Raw genomic sequence first — 18,891 nt, 5'->3', positions numbered from 1 at the left:
GCCTCGCCGTCGAACGCTCCTTTGAGTTGGTGGCGGCGCTCCTCGCCATTCTCAAGGTGGGCGCGGCCTTCGTCCCCGTGGACCGCAATGCCCCCGTGGAGCGCATCGCGATGCTGCTGGAGGACGCAGGCGTGGACGTGGTGCTCACTCACCAGCCCTTCGCTTCGTTGCTCCCCGCCACCGGCACCCGCGTCTGGCTGGATGCCCAGTCCGAGGAGATTGCCGCGCGGCCCACGCATGCGCCTGAGGTCCGCGTGGACGGTGAAGCCCTGGCCTACGTCATGTTCACCTCGGGCTCCACGGGCCGTCCCAAGGGCGTCAGCGTGCCTCACCGGGGCATCACCCGCCTCGTGCTCGGCAATACCTTCATGCGCTTCGGGCCCGACGAAGTCTGGCTCCAGTTCGCCCCCGTTGCCTTCGACGCCTCCACGCTCGAAATCTGGGGCGCGCTGCTGCATGGCGCGAAGCTCGTCCTCGCTCCGCCGCATTCCCTCTCGCTGGAGGAACTGGCCGCCCAGCTGCGTCACCATCGCGTGACGTCCCTGTGGCTCACCGCCGCCCTCTTCGAGCAGATGGCCCTGCACCAGGGCGAAGCGCTCGCAGGAGTGCGCCAGGTCCTCGCCGGTGGCGACGTGCTGCCTGCCGCCCGTGTGCGCGAGCACCTCGCGCGCATTCCGGAAGGTGCCACCTTCATCAACGGCTACGGCCCCACGGAGAACACCACCTTCTCCACCACCTTCTCCTTGCAGCACGGCACACGTGTCGAAGGCGCCATCCCCATCGGCCGGCCGCTCTCCAATTCCACCGTCTACGTGCTCGACACGCACCTGCATCCGGTGCCCGTGGGTGTCGCTGGTGAGGTGTACGTGGGTGGCCAGGGTCTGGCCTGGGGCTACCTGAACCGCCCCGACCTGACCGCGGAACGCTTCGTCCCCCATCCCTTCGCCGCTACGCCGGGCGAGCGCCTCTACCGCACGGGCGACCAGGCCCGTTGGAGGGAGGACGGCACACTCGACTTCCTGGGCCGCATCGACTTCCAGGTGAAGGTGCGGGGCTTCCGCATCGAGCTGGGCGAAGTCGAAGCCGTCCTGCGCTCCGCCACCGGCGTCAACGAGGCCGTCGTCGTCGCTCGGGGCTCCGACGCGGACAAGCGCCTCATCGGCTACGTCACTGCTCGCGCAGGCCACGCGCTGGACGCGGACTCACTCAAGGCAGGCCTCAAGCAGCACCTGCCCGAGTACATGGTGCCGTCGACCGTCATGGTGCTGGACGCGCTGCCCCTCAACGCCAATGGCAAGGTAGACCGCAAGGCCCTACCCGAACCCGATGCGCACGCCGTCGAAGCCCGGGACTTCGTCGCGCCCCGCGACGCGCTCGAAATGCAGCTCGCCCGTATCTGGGAGGACGTCCTCGGCGTCCGCTCCGTCGGCGTCCGCTCCAGCTTCTTCGAGCTGGGGGGCCACTCCCTGCTCGCCGTGCGCATGGTCGCCGCAGTGCGCGAGCGCCTGGGCCAGTCGATTCCCCTCTCCGTCCTCTTCCAGCAGCCCACCATCGAGCAGCTCGCCCAGGTGCTTCGCGATGACTCGCAGGCCTGGCCGCCCCTCGTCCCGCTGGAGCGCGGAGAGCCTGGGCACCGGCCGCTCTTCCTCGTCCACCCCGGCGGCGGCAACATCCTGGCCTACTCGGAGCTGGCGCGCAGGCTGGGGCCGTCACTGCCCGTCTACGGCCTCCAGTCACGAGGCCTCGACGGACAGCCCGTCGCCGAGTCCATCGAGGAGATGGCCAGCCTCTACCTCGAAGCCATCCGCACCGTGCAGCCCCACGGCCCCTACCAGCTGGGAGGCTGGTCCCTCGGCGGCGTCATCGCCTACGAGATGGCCCGCAGGCTGCGCGAAGCCGGTGAAGCCGTGGACCTGCTCGCCCTCATCGATGCCCACGTCCACGGTCTGACGAAGCCCGCCCAGTCCGAGCCACAGCTCGACTCCGAGGCCCGCGCGAGGCTCGCCTTCGCCCATGCCACCGCCACCGCCTTCGGCCAGGAGCTCTCCGCCCCGGACGAAGCCCTGGCACAGGACGACGACGCGATGCTGGGCCACCTGCTGCAGGAAGGACTCCGGGCGCGCATCCTCGACACGCACTCCGGCCCTGCTCAGCTGCGGGCCCTCTTCAACGTCTTCCGGGCCAACCTCTTCGCCCATGAGAAGTACGCGCCCCAGCCGTACGACGGCACCGCCCTGCTGCTAAGCGCCAGCGAAGCCGCCGCCGGGACTCCGCGTCACCGCGGATGGGAGCCCCTGGTGCGTGGCGGGCTGGAGGTGCATGACGTCCCCGGCAGCCACCACGCCCTGATGCAGGACCCGCACCTCGGGCCTGTCGTCGAGCACCTGCGGTCCGCCCTGGCTGCGCTCACGCCCAACGACGCCACCGGCAGTTGAAGACAACCTCCACTCCGTGTCTGTGATTCAGGCACGGAGTGGGAGGGGTTACGCTCCGGGGCTGGGCCATGGAGCGGAGCGCTGACGCCCTCCTCCACCTGCTCTGCAAGGACCCCTCCAGCGGAACGCGCGGAGCGGATGCGCCAGTTCCTCCAGACTCACGCGCCCCACTGCGCCCCGCTCCACCGGCTGCCCGCGCGGGCGGAAGTCTAGAGCTTCAGCCGCTTGAACACGGGCTCGGGGATGCTCTTGATGATGAGCATGATGAGCGCCCAGAAGCCGGGCACGTAGACCTCGTTCTTGCGCCCGTCCGCGGCCTTCAAGAGGCCGCGAGCCACCTGCTCCGGCGACGCGAAGAGCTTGTTCTTCGGCACATGGGCCGTCATCGGCGTGTCCACGAACCCGGGCTTCACCGTCACCACCGCCACGCCGGACTTCGCCAGCCGGTTGCGCAGGCCCTGGAGGAACACGCTCAGCGCGCCCTTGGACGCGCCGTAGACGTAGTTGCTCTGCCGGCCCCGATCTCCCGCCACCGACGAAATCACCACCAGCGTGCCGGCCTTCTGCGCCTCGAAGCGGTTGGCCAGCTCCGTCAGCAGCGACGCGGCGGAGAGGAAGTTCGTGCGCAGCACCAGCTCCGTCGCCGCCCACGAGCGCTGGCTCTCCGCCTGGTCTCCCAGCACGCCATGCGCCAGCACGGCCCCGTCCAGTCCGCCCAGGGCCTGCCACGCGCGCTCCACCAGGCTCGCGTGCGCTTCGCAGTCGTTCAAATCCAGCGCGCGGAACTCCACCTTCTGCGCGCCGCGCGTGGACGCGTCCCGGGCCACCGCCTCCAGGTTCGCGGCGTTGCGGCCCACCAGGTACAGCGACGCCCCGCGAGCGGCGAGCAGCCGCACCGTGGCCTGGGCAATGGCGCTCGTGGCGCCGAGGACGATGACTTTCTTCATGGGAGGGCGGCCTGACGGTCTTCCTGCGCGGGCAGGGGCAGCGACACCGGGTTCACCCGGCGCCAGAAGGAGGACGAGAACGCGGGATCGATGTACGCGGAGAACTGCTCCCGCTTGGGGAAGTACGCCGCGAAGCTCTCCGGACTCATGCGCGCATCCTTGGCCGGGTACACCGCCCCGCCCGCTTCGCGCGTCACGCGATCCAGCGACTCCACCAGCTTCCACGTCTTCTCCCCCTGGTTGGCGAAGTCCAGGGCCAGCGTGTATCCGGGGCGAGGGAAGGACAGCCACCCGGGCGACGGCAGGTCGCCAAACGTCTTGAGCACGGACAGGAAGCTGGGCAGCCCGCCCCGGGCGCTGCGCTCCAACAGCTCCTTCAGCGCGTCGCGCGCGGTGGCGTGGGGCACCACGCACTGGAACTGGAGGAAGCCCCGGCGACCGTAGATTCGGTTCCAGCCGTACACGCTGTCGAGCGGGTAGAAGAACGGATCGTAGTGCACGAGCCGGGGGGACGGCTTCATCCGCTCCCGGTGGTAGTACAGGAAGTTGAACGCGGACACCGACAGCCGGTTGAGGCAGAAGCCCGGCAGGTCGATGGGCACCGCGAGCCCGCTGCGATGTGACAGGTGGCTCTTCGCCAGGGGCAGCCGGTCGAACTGCGTGGGCGCGAAGTTGCCCCGGTAGAACAGGCCACGCCCCAGCTTTCGCCCCCGCGCCAGGCAGTCCACCCATGACACGGTGAATTCGGAGTCCGCCTCGGACTCCGCGGACACGCGCATGAAGCCGTCCAGGTTCTCGAACGGGACGGTCTCCTGGATCACGAAGGGGTTGCGGATGGGCGTGAGCTGCACCTCCGCCCAGGTGACGAGCCCGGTGAGCCCCAGCCCGCCAATCGTCGCGCCGAACCAGTCAGGGTTCTCGTCGGGCGAGCACATCCGGCGGCTGCCGTCCGAGCGCACCAGCTCGAACCTGCGCACGTGCCGGCCGAACGTCCCGACCCGGTGGTGGTTCTTGCCGTGCACATCGTTGGCGATGGCACCGCCCACCGTGACGAACTTCGTGCCCGGCGTCACCGGCAGGAACCAGCCGCGCGGCACGGCCAGCCGCAACAGCGTGTCCAACGACACGCCCGACTCGCAGCGCACCACGCCCGTCGTCGGGTCGAAGTCGATGAGCCGGTCCAGGCCCGCGGTGAGCAGCACCGTGCCCCCGCCGTTGAGACAGGAGTCGCCGTAGCTGCGGCCCAGGCCTTGCGGCAGGACGGGGCCGTCCACCCGGGGCAGCGCATCCGAGCGCCACGTCAGCGCGCGCGTCCGCTGCTCCACGCGGGGGAAGCGGCCCCAGGAATCCGACGTGCTCATCGCCAGGCTCCCGTCACGTCGCCACCCACAGCACCAGCGCGGCGACCGCTCCCACGACGTAGCTGACGCGGTCCCTCAGCGCGAAGACGAGCGGGTCCTCGTTCACGAGCCCCCGGTGCGCCAGCAACCAGATGCGCCCCACCCAGTACAGCATCACCGGGCACAGCAGCCACAGCCGCTCCGGATGGGCATACAGCGCCGTGACCTCCTTGCTGGTGATGTAGAGGGCCAGCACCAGCACCGACACCTGGCCGGACGCCGCGCCCAGGCTCGCGAGCTGCTCGTAGTCCTGCGCCAGGTAGCCGCGCCCGTGGGCGGACACCTCGTTGGACTGGCGCAGCCGCCGCACCTCGCTCAGCCGCTTGAGCAGGGCCAGCGACAGGAAGAGGAAGGTGCTGAACATGAGCAGCCAGCTCGACGTGGGCACGCCCACCGCCAGCGCGCCACCGAAGATGCGCACCGTGTAGAGGCCCGCCAGCACCAGCACGTCCAGCATCACCACCTGCTTGAGCCGCAGCGAATACGCGAGCGTGAGCACGAAGTACGCGGCCAGCAGCCCGGAGAACGACAGGGGCAGCGTCGCCAGCGCCAGCGCCGCGGCACCCACCAGCAGCAGCGGCGCCATCATGACGCCGGCGCGCACCGGCAGGGCCCCGGACGCGAAGGGCCGCAGTGACTTGGACGGGTGCCGCCGGTCCGACGCCAGGTCCAGCAGGTCGTTGATGATGTACACGCTGGACGCGCAGAGGCTGAACGCAAGGAACGCCAGCACCGCACGCGGGGCCATGCCGCCCTGGGTGGCCTTGTGCGCCGCCAGCACCGGCACGAACACGAGCGCGTTCTTCGCCCACTGATGCACCCGCAGCGCCTTCACCCAGGGGCGCAGCCCGCCAGGAGGGGCCTCGAAGACGCGGTGCACGGGGCGGCCCAGTCCCTGGGCCTGGCGCAACACACCCGCCGGCGCATGCACCACGATGACCTGCCGGCACTCGCGCCACAGGTGCAGGTCCACCGCGTCGTTGCCCGCGTAGTCGAAGCGGCCCAGCAGCTCGCGCAGCCGCTCCAGCTTCCGCGCGCCGGACAGGTTCACCCCGCCTTCACTGGCGACCACGGTGTGGAAGAGGCCCAGGTGGGCGGCCACCGCGTCGGCGATGCTCCGGTCCGCGGCCGTGGCGAGGACGAGCCGCCGGCCCCGGGCGTGCTCCTCGCGAAGGAAGGCCACCACCTCCGCGTTGTACGGCAGCGAGGTGACGTCCAGCCGCGCGCGGCGGGCCACCTCCGCCTTGAAGAAGGCCTTGCCCCGGAGCACCCACAACGGCACCAGCAGCAGCAGCCACGGCGCGTGCTTGAGGAGCACGAGCAGGTTCTCGTGCAGCGTGTCCGTGCGCACCAGCGTCCCGTCCAGGTCGACCGCGAGCGGGACGCCGGGGGCGTCATCGGGGATGGGAGCTTGAGGCTGCATGAAGGGGGCCCGCAGGGTAGCCCAAGGGCCCGGGGCGTCCACCGTTCCGTGCCCCTCCAAAGGCCAAAGCCCTTCCAGACGACGGTCCTCCTGGCCGCCGCCCGGACGGGAAGGCGTCTCCTCCGAGCCTCAGAGCGACTTCAGGAAGGCGAGCAGCGCGGCCCGGTCCTCCCGGGGCAGCCGCACGTAGCGAGCCTGCGCGGGGGCCGCCTCCCCTCCGTGCCAGAGGACGGCCTCTTCCAGGGAGCGGGCCCGGCCGTCATGCAGGAAGCGGGTGTGCCGGTTGACGGCCTCCACCAGTCCAATGCCCCACAGCGGCGGCGTGCGCCACTCGCTGCCCGTGGCCAGCCCGTCCGGACGCCCGTCCGCCAGGCCCTCGCCCAGGTCGTGCAGCAGCAGGTCCGTGTAGGGGTAGATGACCTGACGGGAGAGCTCGTCGAAGCCCTCCACGGGCCCCGTCTCCTGGGGCGTGTCCACGTGGCACGCCGCGCAGCCGATGGCGCGGAAGACGGCGTGGCCCCGCTGGACCTCCGGCGCCTCCCAGTCGCGCCGCTTGGGCACGGCGAGCAGGCGCATGTAGATCATCAGCAGGTCCATGTCGTCCTGGGACACCTCCGGTTCACCCGGCGCGTCCCGGCCCTGCTCCTGGCGGTAGAGCGTCGTGGTGACGCCCATGTCCGCGACGAGCGCATGCGCCACCTGCTGGCGCAGCGTGGGCTGGTTGGCCTTCCACCCGAAGCGGCCCAGGCGCGTCTCGCCCGTCTCCACGTCGAGCACCCGGTTGACCCGGCCGGAGATGCCGTCCTGGTCGCGGTCCTCGGGGTCGGCGCGGGCCACGATGTCGGCCTCCGGCAGCGCCTCCAGCAGGCCCAGTCCGAAGTTCACGGGCGACACCCGGGCGGAGAACAGGGCGCCGTCGCCCAGGGGGCCGTGCACCAACCCCTGGAACTGGTAGCGCGGGCGCACGAGCGAGTACGGCTCACCGGTGGCGAAGGTGCCGCGCGTCTCCTCGAAGTCGACGCGGACGTGACCCTCGGGGACCTGGCCCTCCACGGCGTGCGCGTCCAGCTGCATGCCATACAGCGGGTGGGGACCGGCGCCGTCGGGCGCGCTCAGCTGGAACGCCAGCGAGACGGGCGCCTCCGTGGGATTCGCGGGCGGCTGGCCCCGGCCGTCCTTCACGTGGCAGGTCATGCAGCCGGTGGCGCTGAAGAAGGGACCGGCCACGGCGGCGCGCAGGCGCGAGTCGCTCCAGTCGCGGTCGAAGACGCCCTTGCCCGCGTAGAAGTCCGGCCAGCGCGAGCGCGGCATGTTCATGGGCGCGCGCCCGAAGGCGTTGCGGCCGGTGTCCGCCACCGTGGTGGCGCCGCCGGACCGCTCCACGTGCGGCAGGACGACGGGAGGCAGCGCGCCCAGCACCAGGGGTTCGGGGCGGCGGACGACGGTGGCCCACGCGGCGCCGATGAGCAGCGCTCCGGCGGAGATGCCAGCGAGAGACCAGGGCACGCGCATCGTCACGACTCCTCGACGGAAAGACAAAGACAGACAGACACCACCGGGCGGGAACACGGAGCTCCCGCCCGGCGGAGGAACAGCTTACTTCTCCTGGCCGAAGGACTCGCCCGTGACGAGGAAGTCCGTCGCGCTGGCGTTCACGTCGATGCCGGAGAAGTGGCGGTACGGGTAGGCACCGTCGCCAATCTCCTCGACGAACTCCGCCGTGTCGCCGACGACGGTCTTGCCGTCCGCGCCCCGGACGGAGAACGTCGTGTTCGGCGAGCCAATGCGCCAGCCGCAGGCACCGTCGAGGCTGCGGTCACCGCCGTGGAGGTAGGAACGGTAGGAGAAGAAGTGCCAGTGGGAGTTCCACCAGTTCACGAAGGACCACCAGTCGTAGAACGTGATGGAGAAGGACGCAGGCTGGTGGGTGGTGCTCACGAGCCGGCCGTCGCGGTACACGTTCATCCGGTAGTTGCCCTCGGACGAACCGGTGAAGCCCGGCGTCACGCTCACCTGGCGATCGGCGCTGGAGGTGATGCGCAGGGTGCTGACGACCTGATCGCCGTCACGCGCGGCCAGGGTGATGCTGCCATTCTGGCTGCCCACGCGGATCTGGGCTTCCTGGGACCAGGTGATGCCGGCGTTGAACGTGCTGGAGACGCCGTCCGTCTTCGCGTCCTTCAGCCCGTTGACCTGCACGCCCTTCTCGGAGGTGGCCAGGGTCGCGTTGCCCTTGGCGCAGGTGGTGATGCCGTCGAACCGCTGTACGCAATCCGCCTTGGCGGACAGCGGCGCGGACTGAGAACCTTCGGGAGACTGCGTTGGCTCACCCTGGCAACCAGCCACCAGGCTCAGGAACGCAGCCGCCAGGAGGCGACTCGTCATCTGCAGGTGCATGTGTGGGACCTCGACTGTGTGGGGGACACTGTCTGCTTCACTCACAACGGACGGAGACGCGGGGGCCCGGCAGGCGGATGCAGGGGGAAGCACCGGACGCGCGCTCCAATCCGTCCACCTGCACCTGCCACGCCACATCCCAAGGTATTGAGGCTTTCCTCGGAAGGCCCCGTTGCGGATGACACGGGTGTCGTGGCCGCTGTAGCGCCGCCAGTTACAGGAGCACGGGAGCGTGTGTCCCTCAGTGTCACAGCCACGCGCCCGGTTGCTTGCGCCAGGCGCGGCACGGGGCTAGGGAATCGCCCCTCGTATGTCGGCGCTCGCGGAACTGCTCGAAGCCATCCGGGAGGAGTCAGGCCCGGCCACGTGGTCCGCCGGACAGGCCCTCTCTCGCGCGGGGGTCGTGTCGGTGCAATCCGTGGACGAGGAAGAGGTCGTCCTGCGGGTCCGCATCCCCGGCCGCCCCACCCCGCTCACCACGACCCTCTACCCCGAGGACGAAATCTGGGAGTGCGACTGCCGGGGGAAGGTGGACCCCTGCGAGCACGTCATCGCCGCGGCCATCGTCCTGCGTCAGGCGGAAGGAAGGAAGGCCACGGCGGCGGCCTCCCCTGCCCGTCCGGGCCCCACCTCCGCGGCGCCGCGCCCCGGCGCCACGCCGAAGACGGAGCGGCTGGTGTACCGCTTCAAGCGCGCGGACGGAGGACTCCAACTGGAGCGGCTGGTGGTCCGGCCGGACAACACCGCGCGGCTGCTGGCCCGGAGCCTCGCGTCCGTGCTCCAGAACCCCGTGGAGGCCGCGCGCATCCACGTGGATCCGTGTGATCTGCTCGCGGACAAGCTGCTCGCGCAGCCCACAAGGGGCGCGCTTCCTCAGAGCAAGCTGGACGCCCTGCTGCACGTGCTGGAGAAGGCGCGCACGGTCCTCTTCGACGGCGCGCTCGTCTCCGTCTCCAACGAGCCGCTCCTCCCGCGAGTCACCGTCGAGGACCGGGGCGAGCAGACCGTGCTCAAGGTGGAGAAGGATCCGCGCATCAACGAGCTGGTGAGCCCCGGCGTCGCGCTGTGCGCGGGTGCGCTCTGCCGGCTGGGAGAGCTGTCGCTCACCGGCGCGCGGCTGGAGAACCTGCCCCAGGAGCGGGCCTTCGCCCCGGAGCAGCTGGCGGACCTGACGAGCAAGGTGCTGCCGGACTTCGCGAGGCGCATGCCGGTGGACGTGAAGAGCCGGCGGCTGCCGCCCATCGACCGGACGCTCAAGCCGCGCATCTCGCTGGAGCTGGACAAGCTCGACACGGGGCTCTCGGTGCTGCCCACGCTGGTGTACGGCTCGCCGCCCACCGCGCGCATCGACAACGGGAAGCTGGTGTACCTCCAGGGCGCCGCGCCGGTGCGCGACGAGCCCACGGAGACGAAGCTCATCCACCAGCTGAGGGACGAGCTGAACATGGCGCCGGGCCGGCGCGTGACGGTCCACGGCAAGGAGGCCGTGCAGCTCGCGGACAAGCTGCGCAAGTGGCGCGGAGGCCTCACGGGCAACGCGGCGGGAGTGGTCAGCCCGGACGTGAAGCTCAGGCCGATGCTCACGCTGGACACGGCCGCCACCGACGCGGGCGTGCCGCGAGTGGGCTTCTCGCTCGACTTCCAGGTGGAGGGCCTGGGCCCTGGAGAGAAGCGCACCGTGGACGCGGGCGCGGTGATGCGGGCCTGGGAGGAAGGACTGGGCCTGGTGCCGCTGGAGGGCGGAGGCTGGGCGCCCCTGCCCACGGGCTGGCTGAAGGCCCACGGCCAGCGAGTGACGGACCTGCTGTCCGCGCGCGAGCGGGACGGACGGCTCGCGAACCACGCCATCCCGCAGCTCACCGGGCTGTGCGAGGCATTGGAGCACCCCGCCCCGCCCGTCATGGAGCGGCTCGCGCCCCTGGTGCAGGGCTTCGAGAAGCTCCCCGAACCCCACCTGCCCAAGGACCTCACCGCGACGCTGCGCCCGTATCAGCTGCAGGGCGTGAGCTGGCTCACCTTCCTGAGGCAGGCGGGCCTGGGAGGCGTGCTGGCGGACGACATGGGTCTGGGCAAGACGCTGCAGACCATCTGCACGCTGGGCCGGGGGACGCTGGTGGTGGCGCCCACGAGCGTGCTGCCCAACTGGGAAGCGGAGGTGAAGCGCTTCCGCCCGTCGCTGAAGGTGTCTGTCTATCACGGCGTGGGGCGCACGCTGGACGAGTCCGCGGACGTGACGCTCACCACGTACGCGCTGCTGCGCCTGGACGCGGCCATCCTCGCGGCGAAGACCTGGGACACGGTGGTGCTGGACGAAGCGCAGGCCATCAAGAACCCAGACAGCCAGGTGGCGCGAGCGGCGTATGAGCTGGACGCGGGCTTCCGCATCGCGCTCAGCGGCACGCCCATCGAGAACCGGCTAGAGGAGCTGTGGAGCCTGATGCACTTCACCAACCGGGGCCTGCTGGGCGGGCGCAAGGCGTTCGAGGAGCGCTGGTCCCGGCCGGTGTCGGAGAACCAGAAGGGCGCCGCGGAGGCCCTGCGCGCGCGCATCCGGCCCTTCGTGATGCGCAGGCTCAAGCGCGACGTGGCGCCTGAACTGCCACCGCGCACGGAGGCCGTGCGGCACGTCACGCTCACGGAGCAGGAGCGAGCCGTCTACGACGCGGTCCATGCCGCGACGCGCGAGGAGGTGGTGTCGCAGCTCGAAGAGGGCGGCAGCGTGCTGAAGGCGCTGGAGGCGCTGCTGCGGCTGAGGCAGGCGGCCTGTCATCCGGCGCTGGTGCCGGGGCAGCAGGCGAGGACGTCCTCGAAGGTGCAGGCGCTGGTGGAGGCGCTCGGCACGGCGGTGGCGGACGGGCACAAGGCGCTGGTCTTCTCGCAGTGGACGTCAATGCTGGACCTCATCGAGCCCGCGCTGACCGAGGCGGACATCGGGTTCATCCGCCTGGACGGCGGCACGGCGAACCGGGGCGCGGTGGCGGCGTCCTTCCAGGACGAGAAGGGAGCGCCCGTAATGCTCATCTCGTTGAAGGCGGGAGCGACGGGGCTCAACCTGACGGCGGCGGACCACGTCTTCCTGGTGGATCCGTGGTGGAACCCGTCGGTGGAAGCGCAGGCGGCGGACCGGGCGCACCGCATCGGGCAGCAGCGCCCGGTGATGGTGTACCGGATGGTGTCCCAGGGCACGGTGGAGGAGAAGATCCTCCTCTTGCAGGAGAAGAAGCGAGCCCTCTTCGAAGCCGCGCTCGGAGGCGCCACGGGCGGAGGCGCCGCGCTCACGCGAGCAGACCTCATGCAGCTCTTGGATTGAGGCCATTCCGCGGCGGGGTGGAGGGCGGCAGTCCCCTCCCCCGCTGTGCCTGCGTGGGGCCGGTGACGCTGAACGTCACGCGGAGCATGCGCATCGTCTCGGAGGACAAGCTTCAATCCGAGAGGGAGTCACAGCATGCCAGCATCCATTCCCGAAAAGATGAGGGCCGCGGCGCTCGACCGCTTCGGCGGCCCGGAGGTCCTGGGCATCAAGACCATCTCCGTTCCCACCTGTGGCGACGATGAAGTGCTCGTGCGAGTAGCGGCGGCGGGAATCGGTGCCTGGGATTGGATGGAGCGTGAAGGACAGATGGCCGAGATGATCCCAGGCGGCCCGAAGTTCCCCTACGTGCCCGGAGCCGACGGCGCGGGAGAAGTCGCAGCGGTGGGCAAGAACGTGAAGGACCTCAAGGTCGGAGACCAGGTGTACGGGTCCGCGTTCATGAGCACCAAGGGGGGCTTCTACGCGGAGTACGTCGCGGTGAAGGCGGACCTGGCTGCGAAGGTGCCCAAGGGCTTGAAGGTGGAGCAGGCGGCGGTGCTCGCCGCGGACGGACTCACGGGGCTCCTGGGCCTGGAGGAGCACCTCCAGCTCAAGCCAGGGCAGAAGCTGCTCGTCTTCGGCGCCAGCGGAGGCATCGGGCACATGGTCGTGCAGCTCGCGAAGAGGCTGGGAGCGAAGGTGCTGGCGGTCGCGTCCGGACAGGACGGTGTGGAGCTGGCACGAAGGCTGGGAGCGGACGCGGTCGCTGAGGGACACCAGGAGGACCTGGAGAAGGTTTGCCGGGACTTCGCGCCAGACGGCTTCGACGCAGCGCTGGTACTGGCCCGGGGAGACGCCGCCGAGCCCCTGCTCCGAAACGTCCGCAAGGGAGGGCGCATCGCCTACCCGAACGGGGTGGAGCCGGCACCCAAGGGCCCGGAGGGCATTGAAGCCAAGGCCTACGACGGCATTCCCACCCCCCAGCTGATGAAGCGGCTCAACGAGTTGATTGAGGCGGGGCCGTTCCATCTGGAGATTGGCCGTCTCTACGCGTTGGAGGAGGCCGCGAAGGCCCAGCAGGAGGTGCTCAAGCACCACCTGGGCAAGTACGCGATGAAGATCCAATGACGCTCAATGCGGTCCAGCGTCCTTCGTGGCTGTGCTGAGCATCCGCACCGCCACGGAGCGACATTCCGAGCAGACGACCCCGGTGCGCTCCCAGTGCACCTGCGCCTCCAGCTCACCGGGGTCCTCGGAGCCTTCGTCCAGCCGTCGGACCAGCGCCGCGAGCGCCTCCGCGGGATTGCCCTCCAGGTCATCCGAAGGGTCGAGCAGGTCCTGCTCCCCTTCCAACACCAGACTGAAGCGGTAGTAGACGGCGTGCGCGGCGATGACGCGTCCGCACGTCGCACAGGCCTTGGGTTGCGGTCCCGTCATGCTGACAAGGATATCAGGAAGCGCACCTGGCGCAGGCTTGTCAATGCCGGTGACGTACCTCCTATGGGGAATACAGAGCGCTTCTGGCGCTCTGTAGGGTTGTCGCGTCCGTGCCCACTTGAAAGGGCGGCGCGTCAGGCACCGCGAGCAGAACTGGCACGGTCGGAAGGGGCTTCCCATGATCCGGATGCTGCACACCGCCGATTGGCAGATGGGCCTGCGAGCGAAACATGCCGCGGGCGCCGCCAGCGCGATTCGTGACGCGCGACTGGACGCCGCGCGCCAGCTCATCCAGACGGCAAACTCCCGAGGAGTGGACGCGGTCGTGCTCGCGGGCGACATCTTCGAAGACAACACAGTCGGAGATCGCCAGGTCCATGAGGTCCTGAAGGTCCTCAAGGCTTCCCGGGCGCCGGTCTACGTCCTCCCCGGCAACCACGACCCGCTGAGCCCGGACTCCGTCTACCTCCGTCCGTCGTGGAAGGGGCGTCCCGCCCATGTCCACATGCTGGATTCGGACAAGGGGGTCTCCGTCCCCGGTACCGAAGCCCTCCTCATCCCCGCGCCGCTGCGGCAGAAGAAGGGGCTGAAGGACCCGACCGCGGACTGGGGACCGCGTGTCGAGGGCAAGGACATCCGGATTGGAGTGGCGCACGGCTCGCTTCGCATTGAAGGCAAGCATTCCGCAGACGACTTCCCCATCGCTTTGGACGCCGTGACGCGCAGCAACCTCGACTACCTGGCGCTGGGTCATTGGCATGGCCAGTACATCCACCAGAACCGCGCGGCCTATTCGGGGGCACACGAGGCCACCAAATTTGGCGAGGACGGCGCCGGCCAGGCCCTCCTGGTGGAGATTGCCTCCCATGGAGCGATGCCGAAGTTGACGCCAATCCCCACAGGCACGCTCACCTGGAAGACGCTGGAGCTGGATTTGAGCCTGGGAGGCGGGCTGGAGCTCGCACGGGTGCGCACCGCCGTGTCGGAGTGGACGAGCCCGGAGAAGACGCTGTTGCGCCTGCGCACCCGGGGAACGTCGTCGGAAGAGGACACGGCCGCCCTGAGAGTCCTCGTGGACGAGATCCAGGGACAGGGGCTCCTCCACATCGAGCTCGACCGGCAGGACATTCCTCGCGCCGCGGCGGAGGGGCGGCTGGCGGAGCTGGCACCGTCCAGCGCCCTTCTCACCGCCCTGCTGGAGCGCCTGAACGCGAAGGCGCCCCTGCCAGGGCTGTCCATCACGCCTGAAGGCATTCACCCCGCGGCCCGGCAACTGCTGTCCGAGCTCGTCATGGAGGTCTGGAAATGATCATCCGGCGCCTTCGCATCCAGAACGTCCGCTGCTTCCGCAATCCCATCGAGCTGTCCGGACTCGGGCTGGGTGTCCATGTCATCCACGCCCCTAATGAGACAGGCAAGTCCAGCCTCATCCTGGCCATCGCCCGAGCGCTCTTCGATCGCTACTCGTCCAAGGACCGGGCCATCCACCAACTCCAGCCCTGGTCAACCGGGCTGTCCCCTCGCGTTACGCTGGAACTCGAAACCGGAGGGAAGCGCTATCGGCTGGAGAAGTCCTTCCTGGACAACGCCTCCAGCCAGCTCAGCGAGTGGACCGGAACCCGCTTCGAGCACCTCGCCGACTCGCAAGACGCGGACGACCGCGTGCGGGGCTTCCTTACCGCCACCGGACCGGGGAGCGGCGCCACGAAGGTCGGGCATTGGGGCGTGGCGCGACTCCTGTGGCTGAACCAGGTTCCAGAACGCCATGAGCTTCCGGGCCTGGATGGCTCCCTCAAGGCAAGGCTCCTGGAGACCATGGGCGTCGCGGCCCTGAGCCCCGAAGAGCAAGCCCTGATCAAGGCGGTGGAGGCCACCTGCGGCCGGTTCTTCACGCCGAAGACCCAGAAGCCTGTCGCGGGCAGCGAGCTCATCCAGCACGAGGAGAAGATCAGGGACCTGAAGGCGACCGTCGCCAGGCTGATGCAACGCAAGGATGAAACCAGCCGCAACGCAGATGACATCACCGAAAACCGTTTGCACCTGACGTCGCTGTTGCAGGAGAAGGACAGTTACACGACGCAGCTCAACGAGCTCCAGGAGCGCATCGAGGAAGAGGAACGCCAGGAGCAGGCCCTCACCCTGTGCCGCAAGGACGTCGAGAGACACCGTCAGCAGTGGCACGACCTGGACCAGAAGCAGCGCACCCTGCGGGAGCTCCAGGACAAGGCGGCGAAGCAGGAAGCGCTCGTGGCCCAGAAGCAGCCCGCCGTCCAGCATGCGCAGGAAGCGCTCAAGGCCGCGGAAGCCGCGTCGCAGGGGGCCCGGGAGCACCTCAAGGGCGCGCAGGCCGCCGCGGAGAAGGCAGAGCAGCGGCTGGAGCGGGGACGGCTGCTGGCGAAGGCCCTGGAGGTCCGCGAAGGGCAGAGTCAGGCGGAGGGGCACATCAAGCAGGGGCTGCGGCTGGAGGCCGCGCTTCAGGGCAGTCTCAAGAAGACCGCTGGAAGCACCCTGTCCGAAGCCAGCGTGAAGCGCGCGGAGGACCTGGAAAAGAAGCTGCTGCTGGCTCAGAGCAAGCTGGACGCCCAGGCCATTGAAGTCTGCTTCACGGCGGAGAGCCCCCGGGTCATCGAATGGGAGGAGCATGGGGCGGCCCGCGAACACAAGCTCGCCAAGGCCGAGCAGATGCGCTTCTCCGGCGTGACGTCGGGTGAACTGCGCATCAAGGGCGTGGGAACGTTGAGCGTCCGCACAGGCGCGGACGAGCTCGGCAAGCTTCAGTCGGACGTCGACAAGTGCCGCAAGGAGCTCGCGCGCCGTCTGCACGAGCACGGAGCCAAGGACCTGGCCGGACTGCGCAAAGCCTGGGAGGAGCAGCGGGCCGCGGCCCAGGTCCACCTCCACCACCAGGAAGCACTCCAGTCCTTCCTGGATACAGTGGGAGTCACCGGCATCGACGCATTGAGGGAGCGGCAACGCGCGTTGGCGGGAGAGCTGGGAAGCCTGGCGACGCAGCTCGGCCTCGCCGTCGATGCGCTCACGCCCCAGCAGGCAGCCGACATCGAAGCCCTCTCCGAAGCGCTGAAACAAGCTCGGCGCGAGGTGAAGCTCCGGGAGAAGATGCGGGACGAGACCGACTCGCGGTTCCGGCTGGCGGACCAGCAGCACCGGACCCTCACCCTCGAACAGGAGCGCGCGATCCAGAGCGCGAGGACCCTCCAGCAGACCCTGCAATCGCAGTTGGACGAGCTGGGCTGCTCCCTCGACGAGCTCGACACCCAGGTCGAACGTGCGGAAACCGAGGTCCAGCGCCACGAGGCCAAAGCCCGGAAGCTGGAGGCCGCGCTGCCCGTCCCCGAACAACGCGCGACGGCCCAGCGGGGCAAGCTCCAGCAGGCCCTTGGGCGCATCCAGGAAGAGGAGCAGGCCAGCCAGGCGCGGATCATCCGTGCGGAGGCGATGATCGAACAGGCGGTGGCCGAGGACCTCTACACACAACTGTGCGAGGCCGAGGAGGAACTGGAGCAGGAGCAGCAACGGCACAACCAGGCTCACCAGCGGGCCGAGGCTGCCAAGGCATTGCGAGCGCTGACGACCGCTTGGCAAGAGCAGGTGAGTTACTCCTTCGTGAGCCCCATCGAGGAAGCAGTCCATCGCCGGCTGAAGTTCATCCGGGGCGAGGACGCGTCCGGTCGCATCCAACTGGATGCCGACTTCGGGGAAGCGCAGATGCGGACTGACACCGGGTCGAAGCCCCTCGAATCCTTCTCCTGGGGCACTCAGGAGCAGACCCTGTTCGCACTCCGGCTGGCCATCGGCGACCTGCTGTCCACGCAGGGCCCCAGGCCGGAGCCTCAGCTCGTCGTGCTGGACGACGCCCTGGTCAACACGGACGCGGGTCGGCACCGGCGGGCATTGGAGCTGATTGAATCCGCGGGAGAGAAATTGCAGGTCCTCATCCTGACTGCCTTCCCTGAGCGCTACCGGACCCTGCAGAACATGAAGTCTTTTGATTTGAAGGCCCTTGCACAGGCATCCTGAACAGACAACCTGGGAGTCGACATGCTCGCCGCGGAGCTTCACGGAAAGCTGGGAGACGGAACGAACGCCAGGGACCGGATGGAGGACGTCCTCACGTCCAGTGTCTTTGGCCTCCTTCGATGCATGGAGTCACCGGACCTGCTCGTCACCTGGCTCGGAGAATCACGCTCCGCTGTCGATGGCGCTGGCCGCCTGGTGACCGGAGCCGTCCACTCAGCCGACATCCATCTCTGGCCACGTCTCCGCACCCGGGAACTGGATGTACTGGTCCTGCTGCGCGGCCCCCTGGGACTGCATGTCATTGGCATCGAGTGCAAGTACGCGTCGGGCAAGAGCAATGCGTCCGTGGATGATACCGGAGACGATGAGCAGCACACTGCGGGGAGCAGCGACCAGCTTGCCTACTACATGGACGCGCTCGCGGCGGATGCCCTGCAATCCAGGCCCTACCGGCCCGAGGAGGTCCGCCGCCGCAGTCTGCTCTACCTGACGGCGCATGCTGCGATGCCGCGAGAGGACCTGGAAGCCAGCTGGAAGGCACGTCGAGAGCACTCCGCCATCGACCTCCACTGGTTGCCCTGGCGCGAGCTGGCACCGTTGCTGCCTCAAGACAGCCAGACCCATTGCCTGCCACGGCTGCTCGCGGAACTCCGGCAGGTGCTCGAACGTCGCGGGCTCGCCACCTTCACGGGATGGAAAGACACCGCGCCCCAGTGGCGCCGGCCCTCACGTGAGCCATTCTTCCAATTCACCCGAAAGCGGAGCTTCCTTGCCGGAATGACAGCCCCAACCCTGCCAACAAGCAAGACTTTCTGGCACAGCCCACCGCACCGAGGAGCCTGAACGTGGAAGAGAACCTGGGAGAGAAGATTTACGAGGCGTCATGCTTCATCAATGACATCTACGAGCAGGTGCAACTCCTCCTCCTCGCCTGCGATGCCGCCTTCGATCGGGTCGGGCTCGTGCCCGCCAACGGCAACGAAGTCGAGCTCCACCGCGCCCGGAATCTCTATGCGGTGGGAGCCTGGAGCCAACGGGCCGTCGGCCGCGTCTACATGCCGAAGCAACCCGATGGAAAGGGATTGAACGCCTTCGTCGCGGTGGAGGTTCACTTGCGGCCCAGAAGCGCGACGCATGCGCTATTGGTGCTCGCCTACGCCGAAGCCACCCAGGAAGCCTCGCCGCAAGCGCTCAACCGGCAATACCGCGACGGCGAGTGGCTGGAAGACCTGCTGGGCACGCCGTCTCCCGGCCTGAGCGAATGGCGAGGCGGACGGGCGCAACATCCCAGGCACCTTCTCCTCGCGGACGAGCTGAAGCTCAAGTCCTGGCCCCTGACAGACATCACGGATGAGAGTGCCCTCGAGCAGCTTCTCATCGCGCGATTGCACGAATGGGCATCCCAACAGTCCAGGTAAGTGCACGAGCCGGGGCTCGAACCCGGACGACCCTTGCGAGTCAGCGGATTTTAAGTCCGCTGCGTCTGCCAGTTCCGCCACTCGTGCGCTAACAACTCCGGCAC

At 69.1% G+C, this 18,891-nt stretch carries 13 protein-coding genes and 1 tRNA gene; 7 read left to right on the top strand and 7 right to left on the bottom strand.

What is annotated here, in order from left to right:
• Window positions 1-2,435, top strand: a 2,435-nt coding sequence (locus D7V80_RS20185; RefSeq protein WP_120589698.1) for an amino acid adenylation domain-containing protein, incomplete at its 5' end; no start/stop codon positions are given.
• A gap of 209 nt (window positions 2,436-2,644) precedes the next feature.
• On the opposite strand, the gene D7V80_RS20180 is transcribed toward D7V80_RS20185, so the two are convergent.
• From D7V80_RS20180 to D7V80_RS20160, 5 genes are all read right to left on the bottom strand, one after another.
• Window positions 2,645-3,382 (bottom strand): SDR family oxidoreductase, encoded by a 738-nt coding sequence (locus tag D7V80_RS20180; RefSeq protein WP_120589696.1) that lies wholly within the window; start codon window positions 3,380-3,382, stop codon window positions 2,645-2,647.
• The gene (locus D7V80_RS20175; protein ID WP_120589695.1) at window positions 3,379-4,743 is read right to left on the bottom strand and encodes an FAD-binding oxidoreductase; all 1,365 of its coding nucleotides are present in this window, start codon (window positions 4,741-4,743) and stop codon (window positions 3,379-3,381) included. Before D7V80_RS20175 ends, D7V80_RS20180 begins: the two co-directional genes overlap by 4 nt.
• A 13-nt stretch (window positions 4,744-4,756) precedes the next feature.
• On the bottom strand, window positions 4,757-6,205 hold the full coding sequence (locus D7V80_RS20170) for a UbiA family prenyltransferase (protein ID WP_120589697.1): 1,449 nt from the start codon (window positions 6,203-6,205) through the stop codon (window positions 4,757-4,759).
• Window positions 6,206-6,334: 129 nt separating this feature from the next.
• The gene (locus tag D7V80_RS20165) at window positions 6,335-7,717 is read right to left on the bottom strand and encodes a di-heme oxidoredictase family protein (protein ID WP_120589694.1); all 1,383 of its coding nucleotides are present in this window, start codon (window positions 7,715-7,717) and stop codon (window positions 6,335-6,337) included.
• Window positions 7,718-7,801: 84 nt separating this feature from the next.
• A complete protein-coding gene (locus tag D7V80_RS20160; RefSeq protein ID WP_147447154.1) occupies window positions 7,802-8,590 on the bottom strand; it encodes a hypothetical protein in 789 nt (262 codons plus the stop codon).
• A 322-nt stretch (window positions 8,591-8,912) separates the two neighbouring features.
• On the opposite strand from D7V80_RS20160, the gene D7V80_RS20155 reads away from it, so the two are divergent.
• Together D7V80_RS20155 and D7V80_RS20150 are read left to right on the top strand one after the other, a co-directional pair.
• Window positions 8,913-11,912 (top strand): DEAD/DEAH box helicase, encoded by a 3,000-nt coding sequence (locus tag D7V80_RS20155; RefSeq protein WP_120589692.1) that lies wholly within the window; start codon window positions 8,913-8,915, stop codon window positions 11,910-11,912.
• A gap of 135 nt (window positions 11,913-12,047) precedes the next feature.
• Window positions 12,048-13,022 carry an NADP-dependent oxidoreductase gene (locus tag D7V80_RS20150; RefSeq protein ID WP_199738766.1) on the top strand — a complete coding sequence of 325 codons (975 nt, stop codon included), beginning with the start codon at window positions 12,048-12,050 and terminating at the stop codon, window positions 13,020-13,022.
• 3 nt (window positions 13,023-13,025) lie between these two features.
• On the opposite strand, the gene D7V80_RS20145 is transcribed toward D7V80_RS20150, so the two are convergent.
• Window positions 13,026-13,331: a hypothetical protein gene (locus D7V80_RS20145; RefSeq protein WP_120589690.1), complete on the bottom strand. Its 306-nt coding sequence runs from the start codon at window positions 13,329-13,331 to the stop codon at window positions 13,026-13,028.
• A 178-nt stretch (window positions 13,332-13,509) separates the two neighbouring features.
• On the opposite strand from D7V80_RS20145, the gene D7V80_RS20140 reads away from it, so the two are divergent.
• From D7V80_RS20140 to D7V80_RS20125, 4 genes are read left to right on the top strand one after another with little or no spacing between them, the layout of a single operon-like run.
• Complete coding sequence (locus tag D7V80_RS20140) at window positions 13,510-14,640, top strand: DNA repair exonuclease (RefSeq protein ID WP_120589689.1); 1,131 nt, start codon at window positions 13,510-13,512, stop codon at window positions 14,638-14,640.
• Window positions 14,637-17,369 carry an AAA family ATPase gene (locus D7V80_RS20135; protein ID WP_120589688.1) on the top strand — a complete coding sequence of 911 codons (2,733 nt, stop codon included), beginning with the start codon at window positions 14,637-14,639 and terminating at the stop codon, window positions 17,367-17,369. The genes D7V80_RS20140 and D7V80_RS20135 overlap by 4 nt, the downstream gene beginning before the upstream one ends.
• Window positions 17,370-17,390: 21 nt before the next feature.
• Window positions 17,391-18,212: a hypothetical protein gene (locus tag D7V80_RS20130; RefSeq protein WP_120589687.1), complete on the top strand. Its 822-nt coding sequence runs from the start codon at window positions 17,391-17,393 to the stop codon at window positions 18,210-18,212.
• A 2-nt stretch (window positions 18,213-18,214) separates the two neighbouring features.
• Entirely contained in the window at window positions 18,215-18,787 is a 573-nt protein-coding gene (locus D7V80_RS20125) for a hypothetical protein (protein ID WP_120589686.1), read from the top strand.
• A gap of 1 nt (window position 18,788) precedes the next feature.
• Here D7V80_RS20125 and D7V80_RS20120 read toward each other — a convergent pair.
• A tRNA-Leu gene (locus tag D7V80_RS20120) sits at window positions 18,789-18,874 on the bottom strand.
• Between the last annotated feature and the right edge of the window lie 17 nt (window positions 18,875-18,891).

It is taken from the genome of Corallococcus sp. CA054B (assembly GCF_003611625.1).
Classification (GTDB): domain Bacteria; phylum Myxococcota; class Myxococcia; order Myxococcales; family Myxococcaceae; genus Corallococcus; species Corallococcus coralloides.
The sequence above is the reverse complement of the archived record's forward strand: the minus strand, read 5'-3'. Positions and strand labels throughout refer to the sequence as shown.